Source organism: Acinetobacter tandoii DSM 14970 = CIP 107469 (assembly GCF_000400735.1).
GTDB lineage: Bacteria > Pseudomonadota > Gammaproteobacteria > Pseudomonadales > Moraxellaceae > Acinetobacter > Acinetobacter tandoii.
In genome coordinates, this window is record NZ_KE007366.1 from 417,421 (window position 1) to 436,555 (window position 19,135).

28 protein-coding genes are annotated in these 19,135 nt (G+C 40.3%); 24 read left to right on the top strand and 4 right to left on the bottom strand.

Annotated features, from left to right (window positions below):
* Nucleotides 1–30: 30 nt before the first annotated feature.
* From I593_RS08500 to I593_RS08560, 14 genes are all read left to right on the top strand, one after another.
* Complete coding sequence (locus I593_RS08500; protein ID WP_016167152.1) at nt 31–555, top strand: phage baseplate assembly protein V; 525 nt, start codon at nt 31–33, stop codon at nt 553–555.
* A gap of 12 nt (nt 556–567) precedes the next feature.
* Nucleotides 568–930 carry a GPW/gp25 family protein gene (locus tag I593_RS08505; protein ID WP_228130570.1) on the top strand — a complete coding sequence of 121 codons (363 nt, stop codon included), beginning with the start codon at nt 568–570 and terminating at the stop codon, nt 928–930.
* Nucleotides 927–1,823 (top strand): baseplate assembly protein, encoded by an 897-nt coding sequence (locus tag I593_RS08510; protein ID WP_016167154.1) that lies wholly within the window; start codon nt 927–929, stop codon nt 1,821–1,823. The genes I593_RS08505 and I593_RS08510 overlap by 4 nt, the downstream gene beginning before the upstream one ends.
* A complete protein-coding gene (locus I593_RS08515; protein WP_016167155.1) occupies nt 1,816–2,337 on the top strand; it encodes a phage tail protein I in 522 nt (173 codons plus the stop codon). The genes I593_RS08510 and I593_RS08515 overlap by 8 nt, the downstream gene beginning before the upstream one ends.
* Nucleotides 2,338–2,345: 8 nt before the next feature.
* Nucleotides 2,346–3,359, top strand: coding sequence for a phage tail-collar fiber domain-containing protein (locus I593_RS20035; RefSeq protein ID WP_016167156.1), 1,014 nt, complete (start codon nt 2,346–2,348; stop codon nt 3,357–3,359).
* 125 nt (nt 3,360–3,484) lie between these two features.
* The gene (locus tag I593_RS08525) at nt 3,485–4,099 is read left to right on the top strand and encodes a phage tail sheath protein (RefSeq protein WP_016167157.1); all 615 of its coding nucleotides are present in this window, start codon (nt 3,485–3,487) and stop codon (nt 4,097–4,099) included.
* Between the two features lie 38 nt (nt 4,100–4,137).
* Nucleotides 4,138–4,443, top strand: coding sequence for a hypothetical protein (locus tag I593_RS08530; RefSeq protein WP_016167158.1), 306 nt, complete (start codon nt 4,138–4,140; stop codon nt 4,441–4,443).
* Between the two features lie 141 nt (nt 4,444–4,584).
* Entirely contained in the window at nt 4,585–5,208 is a 624-nt protein-coding gene (locus tag I593_RS08535) for a phage tail sheath C-terminal domain-containing protein (RefSeq protein WP_016167159.1), read from the top strand.
* A gap of 11 nt (nt 5,209–5,219) precedes the next feature.
* Complete coding sequence (locus I593_RS08540) at nt 5,220–5,726, top strand: phage major tail tube protein (protein ID WP_016167160.1); 507 nt, start codon at nt 5,220–5,222, stop codon at nt 5,724–5,726.
* 44 nt (nt 5,727–5,770) lie between these two features.
* Complete coding sequence (locus I593_RS08545) at nt 5,771–6,097, top strand: phage tail assembly protein (RefSeq protein ID WP_016167161.1); 327 nt, start codon at nt 5,771–5,773, stop codon at nt 6,095–6,097.
* Nucleotides 6,098–6,111: 14 nt separating this feature from the next.
* Nucleotides 6,112–6,231: a GpE family phage tail protein gene (locus I593_RS20040; RefSeq protein WP_081401254.1), complete on the top strand. Its 120-nt coding sequence runs from the start codon at nt 6,112–6,114 to the stop codon at nt 6,229–6,231.
* Nucleotides 6,228–8,813 (top strand): phage tail tape measure protein, encoded by a 2,586-nt coding sequence (locus I593_RS08550; protein WP_016167162.1) that lies wholly within the window; start codon nt 6,228–6,230, stop codon nt 8,811–8,813. The genes I593_RS20040 and I593_RS08550 overlap by 4 nt, the downstream gene beginning before the upstream one ends.
* Before the next feature lie 10 nt (nt 8,814–8,823).
* Nucleotides 8,824–9,237, top strand: coding sequence for a phage tail protein (locus tag I593_RS08555; RefSeq protein WP_016167163.1), 414 nt, complete (start codon nt 8,824–8,826; stop codon nt 9,235–9,237).
* Nucleotides 9,234–10,217: a contractile injection system protein, VgrG/Pvc8 family gene (locus I593_RS08560; protein WP_016167164.1), complete on the top strand. Its 984-nt coding sequence runs from the start codon at nt 9,234–9,236 to the stop codon at nt 10,215–10,217. The genes I593_RS08555 and I593_RS08560 overlap by 4 nt, the downstream gene beginning before the upstream one ends.
* Nucleotides 10,218–10,268: 51 nt before the next feature.
* Here I593_RS08560 and I593_RS08565 read toward each other — a convergent pair whose 3' ends face one another.
* Together I593_RS08565 and I593_RS08570 are read right to left on the bottom strand one after the other, a co-directional pair.
* A complete protein-coding gene (locus I593_RS08565; protein ID WP_016167165.1) occupies nt 10,269–10,685 on the bottom strand; it encodes a type II toxin-antitoxin system HicB family antitoxin in 417 nt (138 codons plus the stop codon).
* A gap of 76 nt (nt 10,686–10,761) precedes the next feature.
* Nucleotides 10,762–10,941 carry a type II toxin-antitoxin system HicA family toxin gene (locus I593_RS08570; RefSeq protein ID WP_005289169.1) on the bottom strand — a complete coding sequence of 60 codons (180 nt, stop codon included), beginning with the start codon at nt 10,939–10,941 and terminating at the stop codon, nt 10,762–10,764.
* Between the two features lie 165 nt (nt 10,942–11,106).
* On the opposite strand from I593_RS08570, the gene I593_RS08575 reads away from it, so the two are divergent.
* Together I593_RS08575 and I593_RS20405 are read left to right on the top strand one after the other, a co-directional pair.
* Entirely contained in the window at nt 11,107–11,292 is a 186-nt protein-coding gene (locus I593_RS08575) for a hypothetical protein (RefSeq protein WP_016167166.1), read from the top strand.
* Nucleotides 11,293–11,840: 548 nt separating this feature from the next.
* Nucleotides 11,841–12,179, top strand: a complete 339-nt coding sequence (locus tag I593_RS20405) for a hypothetical protein (protein WP_154653737.1) — start codon at nt 11,841–11,843, stop codon at nt 12,177–12,179.
* A 45-nt stretch (nt 12,180–12,224) separates the two neighbouring features.
* Here the strand turns inward: I593_RS20405 and I593_RS08585 are convergent, their stop codons facing one another.
* On the bottom strand, nt 12,225–13,049 hold the full coding sequence (locus I593_RS08585) for a hypothetical protein (RefSeq protein WP_016167168.1): 825 nt from the start codon (nt 13,047–13,049) through the stop codon (nt 12,225–12,227).
* Nucleotides 13,050–13,589: 540 nt separating this feature from the next.
* On the opposite strand from I593_RS08585, the gene I593_RS08590 reads away from it, so the two are divergent.
* From I593_RS08590 to I593_RS08605, 5 genes are read left to right on the top strand one after another with little or no spacing between them, the layout of a single operon-like run.
* Nucleotides 13,590–13,811: a hypothetical protein gene (locus I593_RS08590; protein WP_016167169.1), complete on the top strand. Its 222-nt coding sequence runs from the start codon at nt 13,590–13,592 to the stop codon at nt 13,809–13,811.
* Nucleotides 13,808–13,984: a hypothetical protein gene (locus tag I593_RS20625; protein ID WP_016167170.1), complete on the top strand. Its 177-nt coding sequence runs from the start codon at nt 13,808–13,810 to the stop codon at nt 13,982–13,984. Before I593_RS08590 ends, I593_RS20625 begins: the two co-directional genes overlap by 4 nt.
* Nucleotides 13,981–14,658 carry a hypothetical protein gene (locus I593_RS08595; RefSeq protein ID WP_026441119.1) on the top strand — a complete coding sequence of 226 codons (678 nt, stop codon included), beginning with the start codon at nt 13,981–13,983 and terminating at the stop codon, nt 14,656–14,658. The genes I593_RS20625 and I593_RS08595 overlap by 4 nt, the downstream gene beginning before the upstream one ends.
* A gap of 9 nt (nt 14,659–14,667) precedes the next feature.
* The gene (locus tag I593_RS08600; protein ID WP_016167172.1) at nt 14,668–14,985 is read left to right on the top strand and encodes a hypothetical protein; all 318 of its coding nucleotides are present in this window, start codon (nt 14,668–14,670) and stop codon (nt 14,983–14,985) included.
* Nucleotides 14,986–14,996: 11 nt separating this feature from the next.
* On the top strand, nt 14,997–15,224 hold the full coding sequence (locus tag I593_RS08605) for a hypothetical protein (protein WP_016167173.1): 228 nt from the start codon (nt 14,997–14,999) through the stop codon (nt 15,222–15,224).
* On the opposite strand, the gene I593_RS08610 is transcribed toward I593_RS08605, so the two are convergent.
* A complete protein-coding gene (locus I593_RS08610) occupies nt 15,187–15,528 on the bottom strand; it encodes a helix-turn-helix domain-containing protein (RefSeq protein WP_016167174.1) in 342 nt (113 codons plus the stop codon). The two genes, I593_RS08605 and I593_RS08610, sit on opposite strands and share 38 nt — an antisense overlap.
* A 112-nt stretch (nt 15,529–15,640) precedes the next feature.
* Here I593_RS08610 and I593_RS20410 point away from each other — a divergent pair, with 112 nt between their 5' ends.
* The 3 genes from I593_RS20410 (at nt 15,641) to I593_RS08620 (ending at nt 19,071) form a co-directional block, all read left to right on the top strand.
* Nucleotides 15,641–15,805, top strand: coding sequence for a toxin-antitoxin system HicB family antitoxin (locus I593_RS20410; protein WP_016167175.1), 165 nt, complete (start codon nt 15,641–15,643; stop codon nt 15,803–15,805).
* Between the two features lie 148 nt (nt 15,806–15,953).
* Nucleotides 15,954–16,337, top strand: a complete 384-nt coding sequence (locus tag I593_RS08615; protein ID WP_016167176.1) for an ogr/Delta-like zinc finger family protein — start codon at nt 15,954–15,956, stop codon at nt 16,335–16,337.
* Nucleotides 16,338–16,344: 7 nt separating this feature from the next.
* Nucleotides 16,345–19,071, top strand: a complete 2,727-nt coding sequence (locus tag I593_RS08620; RefSeq protein WP_016167177.1) for a toprim domain-containing protein — start codon at nt 16,345–16,347, stop codon at nt 19,069–19,071.
* The last annotated feature ends 64 nt before the right edge of the window (nt 19,072–19,135 follow it).

Genomic DNA, 19,135 nt, shown 5'->3' on the forward strand with positions numbered 1-19,135 from the left:
TCCAACAATCATGGGCTTTTTAGTTTCAACATGAGCAATTTAAACAGGCAATTTCAAAACTTAGCAGGTATCGGAACCGTCATTGCAGTCGATGCATCTGCAGGCAAAATTCGCTTAAAAATTGATGAGAACGAAACCGATTGGATTCCAATCCCAACCATTGCTGCAGGTGTGGTGAAATTCTGGCGATGCCCTTCAATAGGTGAACAATTTTCTATCACAGCTCAAGGCGGTGAGCTCACCAGTGCCATACCTCAAATCAGCATTTTTTCTGAGGAAAATCCACCTCCGACCGACAATCCTGACGAAGTTTTTATACAGCTAGGTGAGTATAGCATTGTCGTCAACGTCGCCACGGGTGTAGCTAATTTCAAATTAAACAAATGTATTTTCGATGTGCCCGAAACGATCTTTAAGGGCAAAGTTCATTCTGAACAGGAAATCAGTTCTGCCATTGATGTCATTGCTGGAAAAGTAAGTTTAGTCAAACATCCTCATGGTGGTGTTCGTGGTGGACCCGATCAATCTGGTCCTCCTATGGTTACTGGAGCATAAATAATGAAAGGTATGTCTAGATTAACTGGTTTAGCAATTACAGATGATGAAAGCCAAGAGTATGCCCACTTAAAACAATCCATTCACGATATTTTGAGCACCCTTATCGGCACACGCTTATGCCGTCGCAATTATGGCTCATTGGTTCCTGAGTTGATCGATCAACCCTGTAATGAACTTACTGAAGTTAAACTCATGTCTGCTGCTGCAACTTCACTAATTCGTTTTGAACCTCGTATCAAAATCAGTCAGATCCGAGTGAATCAATCCTCGCAGACACCAGGGAAATGGGATTTTTTCATTCTGGGCAACCAAATCTCAGCTATGGGTGAAAAATCCTTCACCGAAAACTTTCTGATTGGAGCTGCTGCATGAGCACCACACGTATTGATTTATCAGCTCTCCCCTTCCCCAATGTATTAGAAACGTTGGACTACGAAGCCGAGCTACAAGAATGTAAAGCTGATTTAATTTCGAGAGATCCTGATCTTGCACCGGTTCTAAATTATGAAAGCGAACCTTTGGTCAAATTGCTGCAAACGTTCGCATATCGACAATTATTAAAAACTGGCAACATTAATGAAAAAGCCAAAGCCTTGATGCTTGCTTATGCCAAAGGCTCCGATCTGGATCACCTCGCAGCGAACCGAAAGGTTTATCGTAAAACCATCATTGAAGCAGATCCAACCACATCCCCACCGACTGAAGCGGTGATGGAAGAGGATGAAGATTTAAGACGACGAACTCAACTCGAACCAGAGTCAATGTCGGCAGGTTCAGATGGTTGCTATCAATTTTGGGGATTATCAGCACATGGCCATGTCAAAGATATTGCGGTGAGTACCCCCAATTCTGGATACGTTGATATTTGGGTACAAAGTCATATAAACGAAATTGCGCCACAATCACTTTTAACAATCGTGGATCAAACACTTACTCCAAGTACGCGCAGACCCTTTACCGATAAAGTCACGGTTAAAGCTGCCACACCTACCAATTGGACTTTAAATGCGTCATTGGTACTTTTCCCTGGTCCCGATGCTGAAGTCGTGAGGCAGGCTGCTGAAACTGCTTTAGCTGAATACATCAAGATCACTAACTCATTAGGCTATGACGTAACTCGCAGCGGATTATTTCGAGCATTGCACCAGGGCGGAGTTCAAAACGTCATTATCAATAGTCCACCGACTGACATTGTTATACCTAAAAGTAGATATGCAAAAAATATTGGTATAACCATCAATATTACGGAGTTTAGAGATGTCTAGCTTACTCCCTCCAAATGCGACAAAACTCGAAAGAAATATTGAACAACTTGGTGAACGTACTACTCGACTACCTGTGCCATTCATTGAGTTGCACCGAGTCGAGCAATGTCCTGTGCCATTTCTTGCTTGGCTTGCTTGGGATCATCGCGTTGAGTATTGGAGATCCGATTGGAGCGAAGCAGAAAAACGTCAGGCCATTGAGGAAAGTACAGCATTCAATGCCCAACGTGGCACACGTTCTTCAATAGAAAGTTTGCTCAGCAAATTTGCAGAAAATTTTCAGCTCAAAGCATGGCATGAGTTCAATCCACCACAAGCCCCTTTTACCTTTGTGGTGATTATCAAAGATGTATCTATTTCTATTGATCAACTTTTGCAGATTCAAACTGCGGTCGAAGCCACCAAATCTGCTCGAGATAATTTTTCAATTTCCGCCAAAGTTGTGAGCAGTGGAAATATTCAAATCGTGGGTGCCTGCCATTCAGGTGAAACCGTTAAATTAAGTACACTTTAGGAAAGAATATGGCAGCAAAATATTATGTGACGCTTACGGATTTCGGTGCAACTCAAATTGCACAGGCGCATGATGTGGCTTCAATTACATTAAGTCAGCTTGTCATTGGTGATGCCAATGGCATTCCTTATGACCCCATCACTCAAAAAAGTCGAACGGCTCTAATCAACCAAAGGGCAAGTGTTCCCGTGCAATCCGTTCAAATCAATGGTGCTGTAACCACCGTTACTGCAACTATTGAAGCCAATATCGGTGGATTTAATTTGCATGAAATTGGTTTAAAGGATAATGCAGGAAAACTGATTTATATCGGAAATTATCATGGGGGCTATAAACCTGCGATCGCTGAAGGCGCAGGTGGTGAATTAACGATTAGCATTGATATTACTGCAGAGTCTGGCAAAGATGCATTAATATCAATTGATCCAAATCTGGTGACTGCAAATAAAGATTGGGTGATTAAAAATTTCGCTTCGATCCTTGCATTAACTGAAGTTGATGAACGATTGAGTGCTGCTATAGTCACTTTAGCAAGTGCATTAACCCCATTTATGGTGAAATCGGGGTTCATGATGATATGGACTACACCCGTATGCCCTTCTGGATTTCTTGAATGTAACGGGGATATTTATCAAATTTCAGAATATCCAACTCTGTTTGCAATTATTGGCAATACTTTTGGTGGGGATGGCATTACAACCTTTGCAGTACCCAATATGACGAATAATTTTCCACGAGGGTGGGATCACCTGCGCGAATTTGGTAGCTTCCAAAAAGCGTCCTCCATTTTCATGGGAGACCCAACAACTACAGCAACTCGTATCCCTACTCTTATCAATACGCTTGATGATAGTTCTGATACGCTTAGAAATGCACTTAATGGTGAAGCCACCACAATTGACCCAACCCATGTAACAGTCTTATCCAGTGGTGCTGAGCTATTCGATAGTGTTACCCCAGTTCAAGCAACGATGTCAGTACGCCCAAGTAACCTTGCATTAATGTTTGTCATTAAAACATAGAGGCAAACATAACCTCATATTTCAATATTATCCTGAATAGCATTTAATCAGGATTCAAGCATTCGCACCTTAATGAATCCCCCCTCAAGATAACTCCACAAGCCAAACTACTTTTGGAGTTATCTATGGCACAGTCCCATCACGGCATTTCTGGCCGTGAAGTTCAAAGCGGCATCATCCCTATGCGTGATGCTCAAACAAATGTTATTGCAATGATTGCATTTGCCGATGACGCAGATCCTAGCGTATTTCCTGAGAACGTTCCTGTTCGTGTTCCATCAATTAATCAAGTTTTATCCAGTGCAGGTGTAACAGGTAACTTGCGAAAAAACTTAGAAATCATGGCATTAATCACCAATCCAACACTGATTATTGTTCGAGTCCCTACCCCATTTAATGGTCCAATATTTACAGCAAGCAAAGTGATTGGGACAACGACATCGGCAGGTCGTACTGGCATTCAGGCGCTACTGACAGCAAAGTCTATTTTAGGTCTAATCCCAAAAATTATTATTGCTCCCGATGTTGAAAGCCCTGATGTCGTTGATGGATTAGCTGCTGTGTGTAAAAAGCTACGCGCATATAGCTACGTGACTCCACGTGATGAAGATGCGGTAATGCTGGATACGGCTGAAGCAGTCACGGCTTACCGACAAACTTTAAGCCATCGCGAAATTGAAATCATCTGGCCCGAATTCACCAGTGGCAATGTATTTTTAGGTACTGACTCGGGGGAGTAATACCCCCTCACACAATAAGTTGTGAGGGGGCAAGCCAAGTGATCGCATTTAGTCATCTAGCAGGTCATTGGGAATTATATGTAAATGATATGGATAACCCATTTGCAAGCGGTAATATCGGAGCAATTTTAGGACAATTTTCATTAGCGTATGTGGGTCGAATCTTGGCTGACTTCGACGGATACGTGAATATGCAGAATCTTGATGATGTTGCGTATAGAATTAAATTTGTACCGATCTCTGACGCTTTCTACACATTAAATCCTGATGTAGTGAACTCATCGTTTATAGAACATGAGGATGGAAGTTTAACCTTCTGCTTAAATCCAACACCGACCACTTGATCAAAAAATTAAAAACCACCTTCGGGTGGTTTTTTAGTATTTCGTTAAATCCTGAATAGCATTTAATCAGGAACACTCAAATAGCAGCAGCAAAACATTCACAGCATGATTAACCCATCAATCCTATGACATGGAAATATCATGCCTGAACCAACCCTATTGTATGGACACGGTATTTTTACTGCCGTTGTCGCTGCAGCAGCTCTACGAGCTGAAACCGACGAAAAAGTCGGTTGGCATAAATCCGTATCCAATATCCCCGTGACTGGCCCAACTGGAATCAGCCAGCCCATTACTTGGGATCTGGAAGATCCTGACACAGATGCAGGCTACTTAAACCGTAACGACTGCACAACCCTTATGCAGCATTTAGGTTTTCGATTCTGGGGCAATCGCAATTGCTCAGACGATCCGCGCTTTTCTTTTGAAGTCGCAACACGTACCGCTCAATTCATCCTCGAAACCATTTTAAATGGCTGTTTCCCTTTTGTGGACCAACCTCTTACGCCTTACTTGGCCAAAGACATCATTGACTCTATCAATGCTGAGCTACAAGAGCATGTCACGGCTCGTCACCTATTGGGGGCTTCGGTTTGGTATGACGCTGCTCAAAACTCAATCCAAGGTTTACAACAAGGTCAGCTCTGGGTCGATTATGACTACACCCCTGTTCCAACCCTTGAAAACTTAGGCTTAAACCAACGCATTACCGATCGCTATTTAGTTGATTTCAGTAAATTGCTTGGTGGTGGCACAACGACCTAAGGAGTCCATACATGCTTCCTCGTACACTTAGAAACTTTAATGTTTTTGTTGATACACATTCTTGGGCAGGTGTTGCAGAGTCAATCACAATCCCCAAAATCACCAAGAAAACAGACGACTATCGTGGCGCAGGCATGATTGGTGATGTTGCACTGGCTATGGGCTATGAAAAGCTCGAAGGTGAAGTCACCTATGCAGGCTTTGACGTTAAACAATATCGTCAACTTGGCGTTTGTGGCACTTCTGATTTACCCGTGCGCTATGTCGGTGTTTATGAACGACAAGACAATTGCACCCGTCAAAATGTAGAAATTTATATGCGTGGCCAGGCATTAGAACTTGATCCTGGTGATAGCAAAAATGGTGAACGTACCGAAATCACAATGACCTACAACTACACCTATTACCGTATGGAAGTAGACGGTGTTGTACAAGTTGAGCTTGATTTCATCAACGGTAAAGAACGTTTTGGCGATAGTGATCTCGCAACAGCAATCCGTGAATTACTCGGTCTATAAGATCGGGTAACCCCCTCCCCCAAAAATTGAACCAGGATAAATCCATGACAACTGCTGAACAAACTCAAAATGCTGAAACCATTGCAGATCCAAATGTTAAAACGATTAACTTTGACTATGGTTTTAAACGTGGTGAAACAACAATTAAAGAAGTCACTATCCGTAAACCTAAAACTGGGGCGTTACGTGGTCTGACTTTGGCAGACTTGTTACAGCTCGATGTAAATGCAATTGCAGTACTTACACCCCGTATTACTAGCCCTTCAATGTCACAACAAGACGTGTATGACCTTGATCCAAGTGACTTAACCAAAATCGGTAAAGAAATTATCAGTTTTTTCGTGAAAACGACGGACGAAGATTTCCAATAAGCGTTGATGAAGTCATTGCTGATCTCGCAATCGTTTTTGGTTGGACACCCAATGAGTGCAGTGACTATTCGATCGAAGAATTAATGGATTGGCATGAACGTGCCCGTAAACGATGGGAAACCAATAGTAAATGAGCGAAATTACGTTAAAGGCAATGCTTGAGCTTGTAGACAAAGCGACTGCTCCACTCAAGGAGATATATGGATCAAGCACCCAAGCAAGCAAAGCTCTCCAGTCGCAACGTGAAGAACTCAAAAAACTATCAAGGGCACAATCAGATATAACTTCGTTTCGTCAGTTAAATACTGCACTTAAACAAACTAAAGCTGATTTAGAGGACGCCAAGTCCTCTGCAGCTCGTTTAGCTCAAGAATACTCAAAAGTTGAGAAACCAACTCGTGCTATGACCAAAGAATTTGAAATGGCCAAGCAGAAAGTTAAACAACTGAAACAAGCTGAACAAGAACAACAAATCCAACTTTCGTTATTAAGAAATGGGCTAACTCAAGCAGGAATCAGTACAAAGAATCTTGCTAAGGATGAACAATCCTTAAAACAGAAAATTGATTCTACGACTCAAGCATTACAGAAAAAAAAGCTACAACTCGACAAGCAAGCAGCAAGTCAGAAACGATTGGCTGAAATCACTCAACAACATAAAAAGGCTCAGGAACTTGTTGGTAATTTGGCAGGTTCTGGTATGGCTGCAGGCGCAGCTGCGGCAACTGGAGCTGCTGCTATTGGATTCCCTATTAAAGCATTTGCTGAAGCTGAGGATGCATCGACAACTTTGAAAGTCTCAATGATGCAATCAAACGGTTTAGTCGCCAAAGAATATTCAGAAATTAATTCTCTGGCCAACAAACTGGGAACTCAACTTCCTGGTACAACGGCAGAATTTCAACTTATGATGGCAAAGCTAGTACAGCAAGGGATTAGCTATAAAGCCATTCTTGGCGGTGTAGGTGAAGCATCAGGTTATTTGGCCGTGCAATTAAAAATGCCTTTTGAAGCTGCAGCCGAATTTGCAGCAAAAATGCAAGATGCGACTAAAACCTCAGAAAAAGACATGCTAAGTTTAATGGACACGATTCAACGCGCTTACTATCTAGGGGTTGATTCAGACAATATGCTACAGGGCTTTTCAAAATTATCTGCAGGGATGAAAACAATAAAAGCAGAAGGTCTCAAAGGTGCACAGGCTATGGCACCGCTTTTAGTTATGGCGGATCAGGCAGCAATGGCGGGCGAATCAGCAGGTAACGCCTACAGTAAAATTTTTGCATCCATGATGGATACCAAAGGCATTCAAAAGGCCTTGAAAGGTTCAGGTATGGCCATGAACTTTACCAATGGTAAAGGTGAGTTCGGTGGGCTGGACAATATGTTCAAGCAGCTTGAAAAACTCAAAGGCCTTTCGACTGAAGCACGTTTGCCAATTCTGTCCGATATGTTTGGCAATGATGCCGAGACTATTCAAGCACTCAATTTATTAATTGATAAAGGTAAAGCCGGGTATAACGAAACATTGGCAAAAATGAATGCTCAAGCCGATTTGCAAAAACGCGTCAATGAACAACTTGGCACCTTAAAAAATTTATGGGATGCCGCGACAGGAACGTTCACCAGTGCAATGGTGAATTTTGGTGCTGCAATTGCACCAGAGTTAAAGCAAGTCGTTACAGGCATAACAAACATGACGGAGAAATTAGGGGCATGGTCTAAAGAACATCCTCAATTATCTAATACCATCATGAAAACAATTGCCATCATTGTTTTGCTTTTAGCAACGTTTAGCGCATTGTCATTGGGACTTGTCGCCTTATTAGGACCAATGGCAATACTACGCTTAACATTTGGAGTGCTTGGAGTAAAAGGATTAAGCCTGATTAATATTATCAAACTGATTGGGTCGACGTTCATGTGGCTTGGGAAAGCAGTCGTTTTTGTCGGTCGGCTTTTTATGGCCAACCCAATTTTATTGGCCATTGGTCTTTTGGCCACGGCTGCATATCTAATCTATCGGAACTGGGGTTCAATCAAACAGTTTTTTCTTGATATTTGGAACTCAGTTGGTACGTCTGGAATGACGACTTCACAAAAGCTTGTTTTATTTTTTCAACTCGCCCTTCAGAAAATTACCGCGTTCATTTTAAATTGGTCTCCAATTGGCTTGTTTTATCGCGCCTTTGCTGCAGTCATGAATTACTTCGGTGTGCAATTGCCAAGTACGTTTACAGGCTTTGGCCAAATGCTTATGCAAGGTCTATCCAATGGTATCAGCAATGGTATTGCAGGTGTCATCAGTAAAGCAAAAGCAGCTGCTTCACAGGTAACGAATACAGTTAAAGGGGCTTTTGGAATCCACTCCCCTTCTCGTGTTTTCGCTCAATTTGGCGCATACAACATGCAAGGTTTAGCACTTGGAATTGATAAAAATTCAAGCCTACCTGCCACTGCAGTTAATAATGCAAGTAAAGGAATGCTTGACTCATTCGATACAAGTTCAATTCGATTTGATACACGCCAACCTATTTCAAAATTAGCTTCAGGTACTGCCCCTGCAGCTTCGGCTGCACCGATGCAATTGACGATCAATGTCTACCCATCTGCAGGTATGGATGAAAAATCTATTGCTCAACTTGTAGCAACTGAGTTTGCAAAAATTCAACGTGCACCATCAAACAGCCCTCGTTCTTATAACGATAATGATTGAGTAATTCACCATGCTTATGTGCTTAGGACAATTTGCCTTTACCACGGACACACTTACCTTCACTGAGATCCAACGCCAACGCTCTTGGCAATATGCAGACAATGCAGTGGCCACAGGACGTAAGAAACGTCAATTTATAGGCTCAGGGGATGACAATATTTCACTCCCTGGTCTTATTTATCAGGAGCATGGTTTTGGTAATCGTGTTGCACTTGATGACCTAGCAGCGATGGCTGATACTGGACAGGGCTTTGTTCTGGTCGATGGCAGCGGTTATTTGTATGGGGTTTATACCATCGACAGCATTGACGAGACCAAACAAGTTTTATTGTTCAACGGTGTGCCCAGAAAGATTGATTTTACGATCAAACTTAGCCGTGTTGATGATGACCGTATCGAACAGCAGACAGGGGCAAATACATGATTAAAACGCCAGTTTGCCTACTCACTGTAGACAGTAAGCCCCTAAATGAGCAAATCCTTAAACGCATCATGAGTGTGACTGTAACGGACAATCGCGCAAATGAAGCAGATCAGCTCGACATTACTCTCGATGACAGCGATGGGGTTTTAGAGTTACCACGACGAGGAGTTAAAATTAATTGTCAGCTTGGTTTTGTGGGTGAAGGTATGCACGACAAGGGCGACTTCATTGTCGACGAAACTGAATGGTCAGGCTCCCCCGATATCATCACCATAAAAGCCTCCAGTGCAAATTTTAAAAGCAAAATTAAAGAGGCAAAGTCAAAATCTTACCATCGGAAAAAATTTGGTGAGATCGCTACAGAGATTGCTAAAAATCATGACTTAACTTTAGTCATGACCGATGATTTAAAGAAAATTGACCTTCAGCATATCGACCAGACCAATGAATCAGATCTCAATCTACTTGTTCGGATCTCAAAGCAAAATGGCGCTGAAATGGCGGTTAAAAAAGATCGTTTACTCATCTTTAAAGCTGGTACCGCAAAAACTGCTTCTGGTAAAGATTTACCATCGATTACCCTTACCCGTAACGATGGCGACCAATTCCGTTATTCAGAGCAAGACCGCGACTCAGACTATACAGGTGTATCTACAAGTTATCACGATACAGGTAAAGCCAAACGTGAAAAGGTGATTACTGGTGAAAAAGGCAAGGTGAAACACTTAAAAGGGACGTTTGCCAACAAAGCCGAAGCCGAACGTGCGAGTGCTGCAAAGATGGCTGAGATTAAGCGCCAAATGGCGAAATTCAGCATCAATTTGGCTTATGGTGTACCACAGATCAGTACAGAGTCACCCATCCAACTACAGGGCTTTAAAGCTCAAGTTGATAAGCTGAAATGGATCGTTGAAAAAGCTACTCATAGTTATTCTACAAGTGGCTTGACTACGCAGCTCGAACTTGAATCAAATATTTGATTCACCAATAAATAAAGCCACCCTAAGGTGGCTTTATGATTAAGAATCTATTTAGGCAACGACTAATTCAATCTTTCTATCAAGTGCATTAAATGCAGCTTCGATAGATTCCAATTTTGTTGAATGATCTAATGACCATAATCGATTAATTTGCGCTTGCTGCCAGTGCAATCTACGACCTAACTCTGCTCTAGTGACTTTTTGCTTTATCATTTCGTTATATAAAGCAACTTTTACAGCAACCTGTGCAGGTAAACGAATCAAATGTTCACCTTCAAGTGCTTGAGATGGCAAAGGTATTTCCTTTTTCCCATCCATATAATAGATCATTAAAGCCGTTTCAATTCCGTCCAAGGCTTCGCTCTGTGCCTCTTCTAAAGAATAACCAACGCTGTTAAGTTCAGGTAGATCACGGCATGTCACTACAAACGCATCACCTTCGCGAGCGATTTGTACTGAATATTCCATAATTTATCCTCATAAATAAATAAACATATAGATAAATAAATTGAGCATACGTTTCGCTATTTAAGGGTCTAGGGGCTTAAAGCCCCAAGTCCTTCTTGATTTTTAAACGGGTTCCATTGGGTATCTCTTTACTGCCGTGGTCAGGGAAAACACTACGTTTATCATTTAACTGGATAATCCAGTGTGAACCCTTACCGCGACGAACAAATATCACACCTTGTTCAATCAGCCACCGTTTAAACTCGCTATAGCTCATCGCTAGCTCCTGTCTAAACAATAAACCAATAATATAACAAATTTGTTATATATACAATATGAAATATATCAAATTTGTTATATTTTTTGCTTGCTATCGTCGTCAAAGAGAGCGAACATATCCCTATTGAAACAATATTATCATTTTGATTAATAGGACTTTTTTATGACAAACGAACACTTAGAAGCTTACCAAATCCAAGTAAATCAGCTTAAAGCTAAACTTGACCATTTAAAGGAGCAGATTGAAAAATTAACTGAGGAACCAAACCCAACTGTAGCCCATGAAATTTGCTTAAATCATGTTCATGAAAATATGAATCAAATCATAAAGTTTTTAAGCCCACTATAATCAAACAGCCACCGAAAAGGTGGCTTTTTTAATAGCCAAAAAAAATCCACTGTATGGGGTACAGTGGATAAGTCATGGAACTACTTTCTTCATAAAACTACTATACATCGTAGTTTTATAAAAATAAACTGATATTTCATAAGATCATAAAAATGGAAATATCATGGTTAAATGTCCAACTTGTTTAAAAACGTGGTGGTTTTCAAGAGAAGTAAAGTGCGACTGCGCCAAACCAAAACGCATGGTCGAAAACAAACAATCACGAGTTTGGATGAATCTTAAAACTGGTGATGATTCAACACAGCATTACGATGACGCAACTTTTAAAAGACTATTTTTAAATGATTTTGCTACTTCAGAATCAAAAGAAATCCTTCAACCATTGCACCAGGATAATTCCAATTGTTGCGAATCAAGCTCTATACATAATAATCATTCCTCAGACCATAGCCATTCAAGCTGTAATTCTAATTTTGGCTCTAATGAGTATGGATCTAGTTCAGGATCGGACTACAGCAGCTCGTCCAGTTCGGGTTCGGATTATTGACATGCAATATACCAATTTAAAATATTTAACAGGTTTTCTTCATTATCTTAATAAGCATCATATTTATTTAAGATCGCGTAGAAATGGCATAGTGATGCACTTTTTAAAACTATGCCACTGTCAAACTGAAGGACTAAAATGGACTTTTTCAGAAGGTCATTTTCCATTTGACCCTAAAACAGTCCCAAAGATAAAAAGTAGAAAAGCTCGTAAAAACTGTTATCGATGTTTTTCAAAATATAAAAGGCCACTAGGTGCCGAAAAATCAAATAATGTTTGGGGTGAAGTAAACGATTTTTTTAGGCAAAATAAAAATGAAATTATAGCTTCTCAACATTAACCTATAAAAAACCACTCATTAGAGTGGTTTTTTAATCATTTCAAATTAATAACTTTCTATTTTTTTTGCCAAATAAATATTGCCACTTTCTCCTCTATACTCCAGATCTCCGTTGGTATCGATCACAAAATATTGGGTCTCGTCAGGATCTTTATAACGGAAAGTATTTCCATCCTTGACTAACTCATAAGGCTTCATAGTCGCATCAATATAGAATTCTTTTTTAAAGTATTGCTGTCCCTTTTTATAAATTACATCAATATGGTCTGTTAACCCATTTGGTGAAATCCACGTCCCTATCACATCGCCATCAACATCAGCTTTTAGACTCAATAACTTATTAAAATCATCAGCATTCAAACCAATAAACTTGATTTCTAAATTTGGATCAAAGTGTGTGGTTGCCCATGCAGCTACACTTTTCTCACCCTGAATTCGATACATGATAAATGTACGCTCATAAGTTTCTTTATCAGCATCTTTTATTTGATTGGCGATTAATTCAAGCTGCTGTTTCGTTAAACGCTTAGACAACTCAACTTGTACTTTTCGGGTAATATTTCCGCGTTTATCATCAGAAATAATTTCATAGCTTGGCTTGTCCACAGACTGTTGGGTGTCTGTTGATGGCTTCGACGTATCTGCTGTGTTTTCTGCAATTGCCGCATTTTTGTTTGGATCTGGCGCTGTTAAAGTAATAATAATGCTTAATATGATTGTCCCTACAAAACCAAACAATAAAACCTGTCCCCTTGTAACGGGTTTACTTTTTCTAAAGTTTTGAAATTTCTTAGGACTCACCAAACCGATTAGAGTTAATACCCATAAAACAATCACTGTCAAAAATGACAAAACGAATATAGCTTCCATAATTAACCCCTCTATAAAATTTTAATAAATATAATGTATTAACTTATAAACAATGGATGACACGATGTATAAGTTCACAATGACCCTATCCATCAGCTCATAATGAGCCAAAGCATTGTATCAAAATGACCCTTTCTTTCCTTATATAAATAAAATAAGCAGTAGAGTTATAAAAGAATCTAAAAATTATCATTCGCCAAACATTAGAAATTCTTGCTTTACCAACATTCCCCCATCCTGAAATCAAATCAAAAGTTAAATTCTCTTGCTTTCAAAAAAAAATATGATTATATTTCGGAAATCACAGCAAAATCTGTGAGCAGGCGTAGGAACCTGTTGTAATATCACTGAGCGCAAATCAAAGTCGCTTATGCGGCATTTTTTTTGCCAACTGTTTAGTCAGTCGTTTTGGTAGGCTAGGCAGGGCAGCTTCGTGCTGGCCGTACTCAGTGAACGGTATTCCTACACCCTGCTTAGTCTGCCACCATCCCGTAGGAAGGATGGTGTCAGGTTCTAAAACTTGTCACTGAGAAAACGCCTATGAACACTTCTTCAAAAAGTGTGCATCCTGTTCGCACACGTCTACACCCTGAATTTATTGGTCCAGCCCATCCACGTGAAGTACTTCATCACGTTTTAACAAATCAAACTGCCCAACAAAAATATCCAGCTACGCGCTCATTCAAATTATTTGTACACCCTTCGATTATTGCCTTCATATTTTTCGTCTATGCCCTAACAAACATAGGCGGTGCAGTATGAGCGTATATATCTACACCGAACTAGGCACTGAAAAAATGTGTAGTAGTTGCGGTGAGTTCTACCCTTTCGACGAAGAATTTTTTAATAAGAATGGCATTCGTAATGGTCGCCAACAGTGGACTGCGAAATGCAAAGCCTGCTTTGCCGAACTTTATCGGGGGGCAGTAATATGAAATTACTTTTACAACAAAACGAATATCCCCTCATAGCTTCGCCAGAATTGGCGAAGGTACTGGGGATCACCGCAGCAACCTTTCTGCAAAAGCTCTATTTTTTAATTAATGAAACTTCAAAGCGTAAATCCAAAAAGAATCTAACCACTTACAAAGGTCGTAAGTGGTGGTTTCATACATTTGAAGAATGGCAAGCAACCTTAGGCATGTTTAGCGTATCAACCATCAAACGAGCAGTCGCTAAACTTAAAGAATTAGGTTTAATTCAAGTTGCTAAATTGTCTGAAATAAAGTCCATACGTGTGAACTACTACACCATCGATTATAAGAAATTAAAGACCCTATTTTGTATCGACGTACCGACCAAGAATGCCCCTGCAGCTAAACCTGTACCGCCACCGCACCAGGATAAAATTGTCGGGACTGAAGCACCACAAAACCCACAAGCAACCCCTGAACAGTTAAAGGAATTGCCCGATAAACAACGGCAGCTCTATAACCAGTTACGCAACTTAAAACTCGATATAACCCCAGATGATCCATTACTCGAAATTTGGGCACACAACGCAAGACTCATTACGGCCTATGCTGCTTCAGCATCCTCGCGTTTAGACATCGCTAAATGGCACTGGCATACCCCTGAACAAATTTTTCCAAACCATTTATTGGCTTAAGGACGAATCATGAGAATAGAAAAAATAATCATCCGAATTAAAAATCCGCACACAAATAAACGTCAGCTTTTTATTAGTTCAAAAAAACTGCATCAGATTTTAGGGTGCGACATTTCATATAAAACATTCATTGAAACGAATGTAATATGGTCACGTTTACGAGAAAATATCGACTATCACTTTAATCAAGAGTTCGATACTTTTAATTTAAGCATCTGCGCTGTTCAAGCCATTTTAATAATGGAGAACACAGAATTAAGTTGGAGATTATTTAATGAGCTTACAGACCTGATCAACAGCGGTTTCCCAACCATTCTAATTAAATAAAGGGGAAAGTCATGTATCAACTAAATGAAGAGTCTTATTATCTCTTGCAACAGCTTAAAAATAAGGTGGGATTTATTCGTCGAATTTCTACATCTGGTAGAGGTGTAGAAAATATCGAAGTTATTTCAGTAGAACAAATCGCCACTATATTTGATGAAATGGAGCATCAGCTCGACAACATTTTGACTGGTGTCGAAGGGACTAAACTTCTTCAACCATTAGATGAATCATCTTCATAATTTTAGCTTGTTTATTTTCATCGACTTGATCGAGCAGCCTGAGTATTTCAATATGCTCAGGCTTTACAGTTTTTAATGATTCATTTTTCTTAATACCAAAAACCACATACATCATATCAAAGCCTATCTCCTCAAGAGCTTGTAATACTCTCAAGTCAAACGGTTCCCCTCTCTTTTCAAACCGAACCCAACTTTGTTCTTTCATGTTTACTTCATCAGCTGCTGCTTTCTGTGTCAGCCCAATACGCTTGCGCTCTGATCTCAAGCGGTCACCACGGTCTAAAGAAATAAAATTACGTTCCATAGTATTTCCTGTTGAAAACTATCATATATAGTAGTAAATTGTTTTTTGTGAAAATCAAACATTGCACGATTTTCACAAAATAACCAGTGTAGCCTTTTACAGAGTCAATGCAATGAATGCAAATCCGAATAAGCAAATCGTTTACCGTCTTGATGAAACCGAACATAAAAAGCTTCGTCTGAAAGCTGCTGAAGAAGGTCTAACCCCTAACCAATACGCTAGAAAATTCATGCGAGATCACATTAACCAATCTGATAAAAGCGTACAGAAATCATAAAAGACCGCTTTTCGGCTTCTCACAGATTCGGAAGCCATTCGTGTAATCATTTAGTAAAGAAATGAAACTGTTTGTAAAAACAGTAAAAAATAACAAGTGAGTGTCGTCGGGAGCAACAAATCACTTGGTCGATTCACTAGGGGTAATAATGAGTAAATCTATAGGATTCTACTGTCCGCATTGCGAACGCAGAATGCACGTCACAAGTCGTAAAAGACCGTCACCTTTGCTTCATAACATTATCGTCAGTTGTCAAAATCCCGACTGTTTAGCGAGTTTTGCTGCAGATCTAGAAATTACACGATCTATCCATAACAGCCTTAGCCCTAAACCTGATCTTTCACTGACAAAGCAAAAGTGGGAAATCGAAATAGAAATGCAGTTATTCGCTTTAGAGCTGCAGCCCGAAATTGATCAATTTCAAAAATCTTATGTCGAAGGTGCAATCAATGCCTTGTTCTGGACAAACAAAATTGATTTGGCCACCGCGCAAAACTATCGCAATCGTCTCCTCCAAATGAAATTGATCTAGGTAACTCATGGATATTTTAGAACGTCGCATAGACGAAAGACTGAACCAAATTTTCAAGTTCAAACGTAAGGGAGATTGGTATCGCGAAGGAATATGTCCTAAATGCTCCCAAAAAGAAGCCTATACACATGCACTTACACCGAAGGTCGTAAAGTGTGGCCGTATCAACAAGTGCAGCTATGAAGAACACGTCAAAGATATTTGTGAAGATCTATTTAAAGACTGGTCTGAGGATTTCCCTAAAACGGCTACAAATCCGAATGCTTCTGCAGATGCATATTTGCAACATGCACGAGGGTTTAAAATTGAACCGTTAAAAGGTCATTACACTCAAGAACTTTATCGCGATTTTAAAAATCGAAACTTAGTTACTGCAACAGTTCGCTTTCAACTTGCACCAGGTATTTTCTGGGAACGTTTTATCGATCGTCCTGAACGTTTTGGACGTATGAAAGCAAATTTCATTGGTGAGTGGAAAGGACTTTCCTGGTCTGTTCATAACTTAGATGAACTTTGTAATGCTGGCAGTATTTGGCTGACTGAAGGCATCTTTAATAGCATTGCCCTTGCTCAATCAGAGCTGATCAGTATCAGCACCATGAATAGCAGTAATTATCCGAATAAAATCCTTCAGCAAATCGCTGCTCGATGCACAGAACTTAAGAAAGATCGCCCTCGCCTCATTTGGGCATTGGATAACGACAAAGCAGGCAAGAAATTCTTGCCTAAACAAATTAACCAAGCCACTGAGGATGGTTGGGTTTCTACCGCAGCATTACCTCCAGTCGGTAAAGACTGGAATGACTTATTCCAGAATGGTCAGCTCACACCAAAAGACCAGGATAAATATATCCACTACGGCAAGCTACAAATTGCTAAAACTGCAGAAGAAGCAGGCTTACTGATTTATAACTTTTATAACAATAGCCTTGCAAAATTCTTCTTCAACCATGCCTATCGTACTTACTGGTGGGAGTTAGATTTCAAAAAATTTAATCTCGTACTAGAAGCCACAGAACAAGCTCAAGGTTCAATTTTGTCTGAAGATGAAAAGCGCGAGCAGGCGCTTAAAAACAGTTCTTCAGTCGTTGAAATCTGCAACGCACAACTCGAACCTCTCTATTTCCAACGCAATGAAATTACCGACGAGAGTTGGTATTACTTTCATATCCAATCACCGTGGGGAGAGGTCAAAGCCACCTTCACACCCGAACATATTTCCTCACGTAGTAAATTTAAACCCCGTGTTATGGGGGTTTTATCTGGGGCAATGTGGACTGGAACCGATCAACAGCTCGAAACCTTTATCAAGCGTAAAACTGAGCGACTGAGAGAAGTCAAAACCATTGACTTTATTGGCTATAGCAAAGAACACGATATTTATATTTTCGACCAATTTGCTGTGCATAAAGGTCAAGTTATCCCCAAGAACGAACACGATTATTTCAAAACAAATAAAAAGGAGATCAAGACATTGGCTTCTACACCCGTTATTCATTTAACAACCAAGAAAGAATTTAAGCCAACATGGTGGCGTGATTACTACGACTTAAATGGCGAAGTAGGATTAATTCTTTTAGCTTGGTGGACTGGCTCATATTTTGCCGAGCAGATCCGTGCTCAGCACTCATCCTATCCTTTCTTTGAACTTGTTGGCCAAGCAGGTTCAGGTAAATCAACACTGATTGAAATGCTATGGAAGTTTAGCGGTCGTGAATCATACGAGGGCTTTGACCCAAATAAATCAACCAGTGTGGCGATTTATCGTAACTTTGCCCAAACCTCAAATATGCCGATCGTCCTCATTGAGGGCGACCGTAACGATCAACAGGCATCACAAAAAGCCAAATTTAGTTGGGACGAATTAAAAGATGCTTTTAACGGTCGTGCAATTCGTTCTAAAGGCTTAAAAACCGCAGGTAATGAAACCTACGAACCACCGTTCCGAGCTGCAGTCATGATCAGCCAGAACACCCCTATTCAAGCATCTGAAGCAATTCTTTCACGTACTCTGCACATTTCTGTCGACACCAAAGGACACAGTTTAGAGAAAAAGAATATTGCGACCCGTTTGTCGCAAATGCCATTAGATGAAGCATGTACTTACATGACTTATTGCTTAAAAAATGAAAGTAAGATTTTAGAGACCTACTTCAACAACTTAAAACAAATTGAAGCAGACTTTCATGCCAAAGGCATAACCCACGTGCGTATTGCCCTATGTCATGCCCAAGTATCAGCGATGATCGATGCATTGGCCGAGCATGTATTCAAAAAAGAAATTAGTGCAACTGAGATCCAAAATTCAAAAACCATGCTTGAAAACATGGCGCGCAAACGTGTCGATGAAATTGGCTTAGACCATATCTACGTTCAACAGTTTTGGGATGCTTATGAATACCTCAATGGCATCCGTACCTCACATTTCCATCTTAATCATTACGAGCCTACCGAGGCTCATATCGCAATCAATCTTAATGAAATTTACAAGGTCGCAGCGAGAAATTTCCAAGCCCTGCCCGATGTAAATGAAATGAGAAATTTACTACGCACAAGCAAACGCTACAAATTCATCGAAGCAAATAAGCCAGTCCGTTCATCTAAGTACCCTGCAGATGAAGTTAAGCAAATCGGAGATAAAACCAATGACAACCCAATCCAATCAGACCGTATTGTTAAATGTTGGATTTTCACCAATCCAAATCAAATTAAACAACCAGGATCTAAAAAGTAATTACTGAAACTAAAACACATGCAAAAGCGGCAACTTCTGCATGTGTCACACAACCACTGGAGAG

What these genes read in the sequence shown, in the direction of transcription:
- I593_RS08500 (WP_016167152.1), top strand. Translation starts at nt 31, where the DNA reads ATGAGCAATTTAAACAGGCAATTTCAAAACTTAGCAGGTATCGGAACC.
- I593_RS08505 (WP_228130570.1), top strand. Translation starts at nt 568, where the DNA reads ATGTCTAGATTAACTGGTTTAGCAATTACAGATGATGAAAGCCAAGAG.
- I593_RS08510 (WP_016167154.1), top strand. Translation starts at nt 927, where the DNA reads ATGAGCACCACACGTATTGATTTATCAGCTCTCCCCTTCCCCAATGTA.
- I593_RS08515 (WP_016167155.1), top strand. Translation starts at nt 1,816, where the DNA reads ATGTCTAGCTTACTCCCTCCAAATGCGACAAAACTCGAAAGAAATATT.
- I593_RS20035 (WP_016167156.1), top strand. Translation starts at nt 2,346, where the DNA reads ATGGCAGCAAAATATTATGTGACGCTTACGGATTTCGGTGCAACTCAA.
- I593_RS08525 (WP_016167157.1), top strand. Translation starts at nt 3,485, where the DNA reads ATGGCACAGTCCCATCACGGCATTTCTGGCCGTGAAGTTCAAAGCGGC.
- I593_RS08535 (WP_016167159.1), top strand. Translation starts at nt 4,585, where the DNA reads ATGCCTGAACCAACCCTATTGTATGGACACGGTATTTTTACTGCCGTT.
- I593_RS08540 (WP_016167160.1), top strand. Translation starts at nt 5,220, where the DNA reads ATGCTTCCTCGTACACTTAGAAACTTTAATGTTTTTGTTGATACACAT.
- I593_RS08545 (WP_016167161.1), top strand. Translation starts at nt 5,771, where the DNA reads ATGACAACTGCTGAACAAACTCAAAATGCTGAAACCATTGCAGATCCA.
- I593_RS08550 (WP_016167162.1), top strand. Translation starts at nt 6,228, where the DNA reads ATGAGCGAAATTACGTTAAAGGCAATGCTTGAGCTTGTAGACAAAGCG.
- I593_RS08555 (WP_016167163.1), top strand. Translation starts at nt 8,824, where the DNA reads ATGCTTATGTGCTTAGGACAATTTGCCTTTACCACGGACACACTTACC.
- I593_RS08560 (WP_016167164.1), top strand. Translation starts at nt 9,234, where the DNA reads ATGATTAAAACGCCAGTTTGCCTACTCACTGTAGACAGTAAGCCCCTA.
- I593_RS08565 (WP_016167165.1), bottom strand. Translation starts at nt 10,685, where the DNA reads ATGGAATATTCAGTACAAATCGCTCGCGAAGGTGATGCGTTTGTAGTG.
- I593_RS08570 (WP_005289169.1), bottom strand. Translation starts at nt 10,941, where the DNA reads ATGAGCTATAGCGAGTTTAAACGGTGGCTGATTGAACAAGGTGTGATA.
- I593_RS08575 (WP_016167166.1), top strand. Translation starts at nt 11,107, where the DNA reads ATGACAAACGAACACTTAGAAGCTTACCAAATCCAAGTAAATCAGCTT.
- I593_RS20405 (WP_154653737.1), top strand. Translation starts at nt 11,841, where the DNA reads ATGCAATATACCAATTTAAAATATTTAACAGGTTTTCTTCATTATCTT.
- I593_RS08585 (WP_016167168.1), bottom strand. Translation starts at nt 13,049, where the DNA reads ATGGAAGCTATATTCGTTTTGTCATTTTTGACAGTGATTGTTTTATGG.
- I593_RS08590 (WP_016167169.1), top strand. Translation starts at nt 13,590, where the DNA reads ATGAACACTTCTTCAAAAAGTGTGCATCCTGTTCGCACACGTCTACAC.
- I593_RS20625 (WP_016167170.1), top strand. Translation starts at nt 13,808, where the DNA reads ATGAGCGTATATATCTACACCGAACTAGGCACTGAAAAAATGTGTAGT.
- I593_RS08595 (WP_026441119.1), top strand. Translation starts at nt 13,981, where the DNA reads ATGAAATTACTTTTACAACAAAACGAATATCCCCTCATAGCTTCGCCA.
- I593_RS08600 (WP_016167172.1), top strand. Translation starts at nt 14,668, where the DNA reads ATGAGAATAGAAAAAATAATCATCCGAATTAAAAATCCGCACACAAAT.
- I593_RS08605 (WP_016167173.1), top strand. Translation starts at nt 14,997, where the DNA reads ATGTATCAACTAAATGAAGAGTCTTATTATCTCTTGCAACAGCTTAAA.
- I593_RS08610 (WP_016167174.1), bottom strand. Translation starts at nt 15,528, where the DNA reads ATGGAACGTAATTTTATTTCTTTAGACCGTGGTGACCGCTTGAGATCA.
- I593_RS20410 (WP_016167175.1), top strand. Translation starts at nt 15,641, where the DNA reads ATGAATGCAAATCCGAATAAGCAAATCGTTTACCGTCTTGATGAAACC.
- I593_RS08615 (WP_016167176.1), top strand. Translation starts at nt 15,954, where the DNA reads ATGAGTAAATCTATAGGATTCTACTGTCCGCATTGCGAACGCAGAATG.
- I593_RS08620 (WP_016167177.1), top strand. Translation starts at nt 16,345, where the DNA reads ATGGATATTTTAGAACGTCGCATAGACGAAAGACTGAACCAAATTTTC.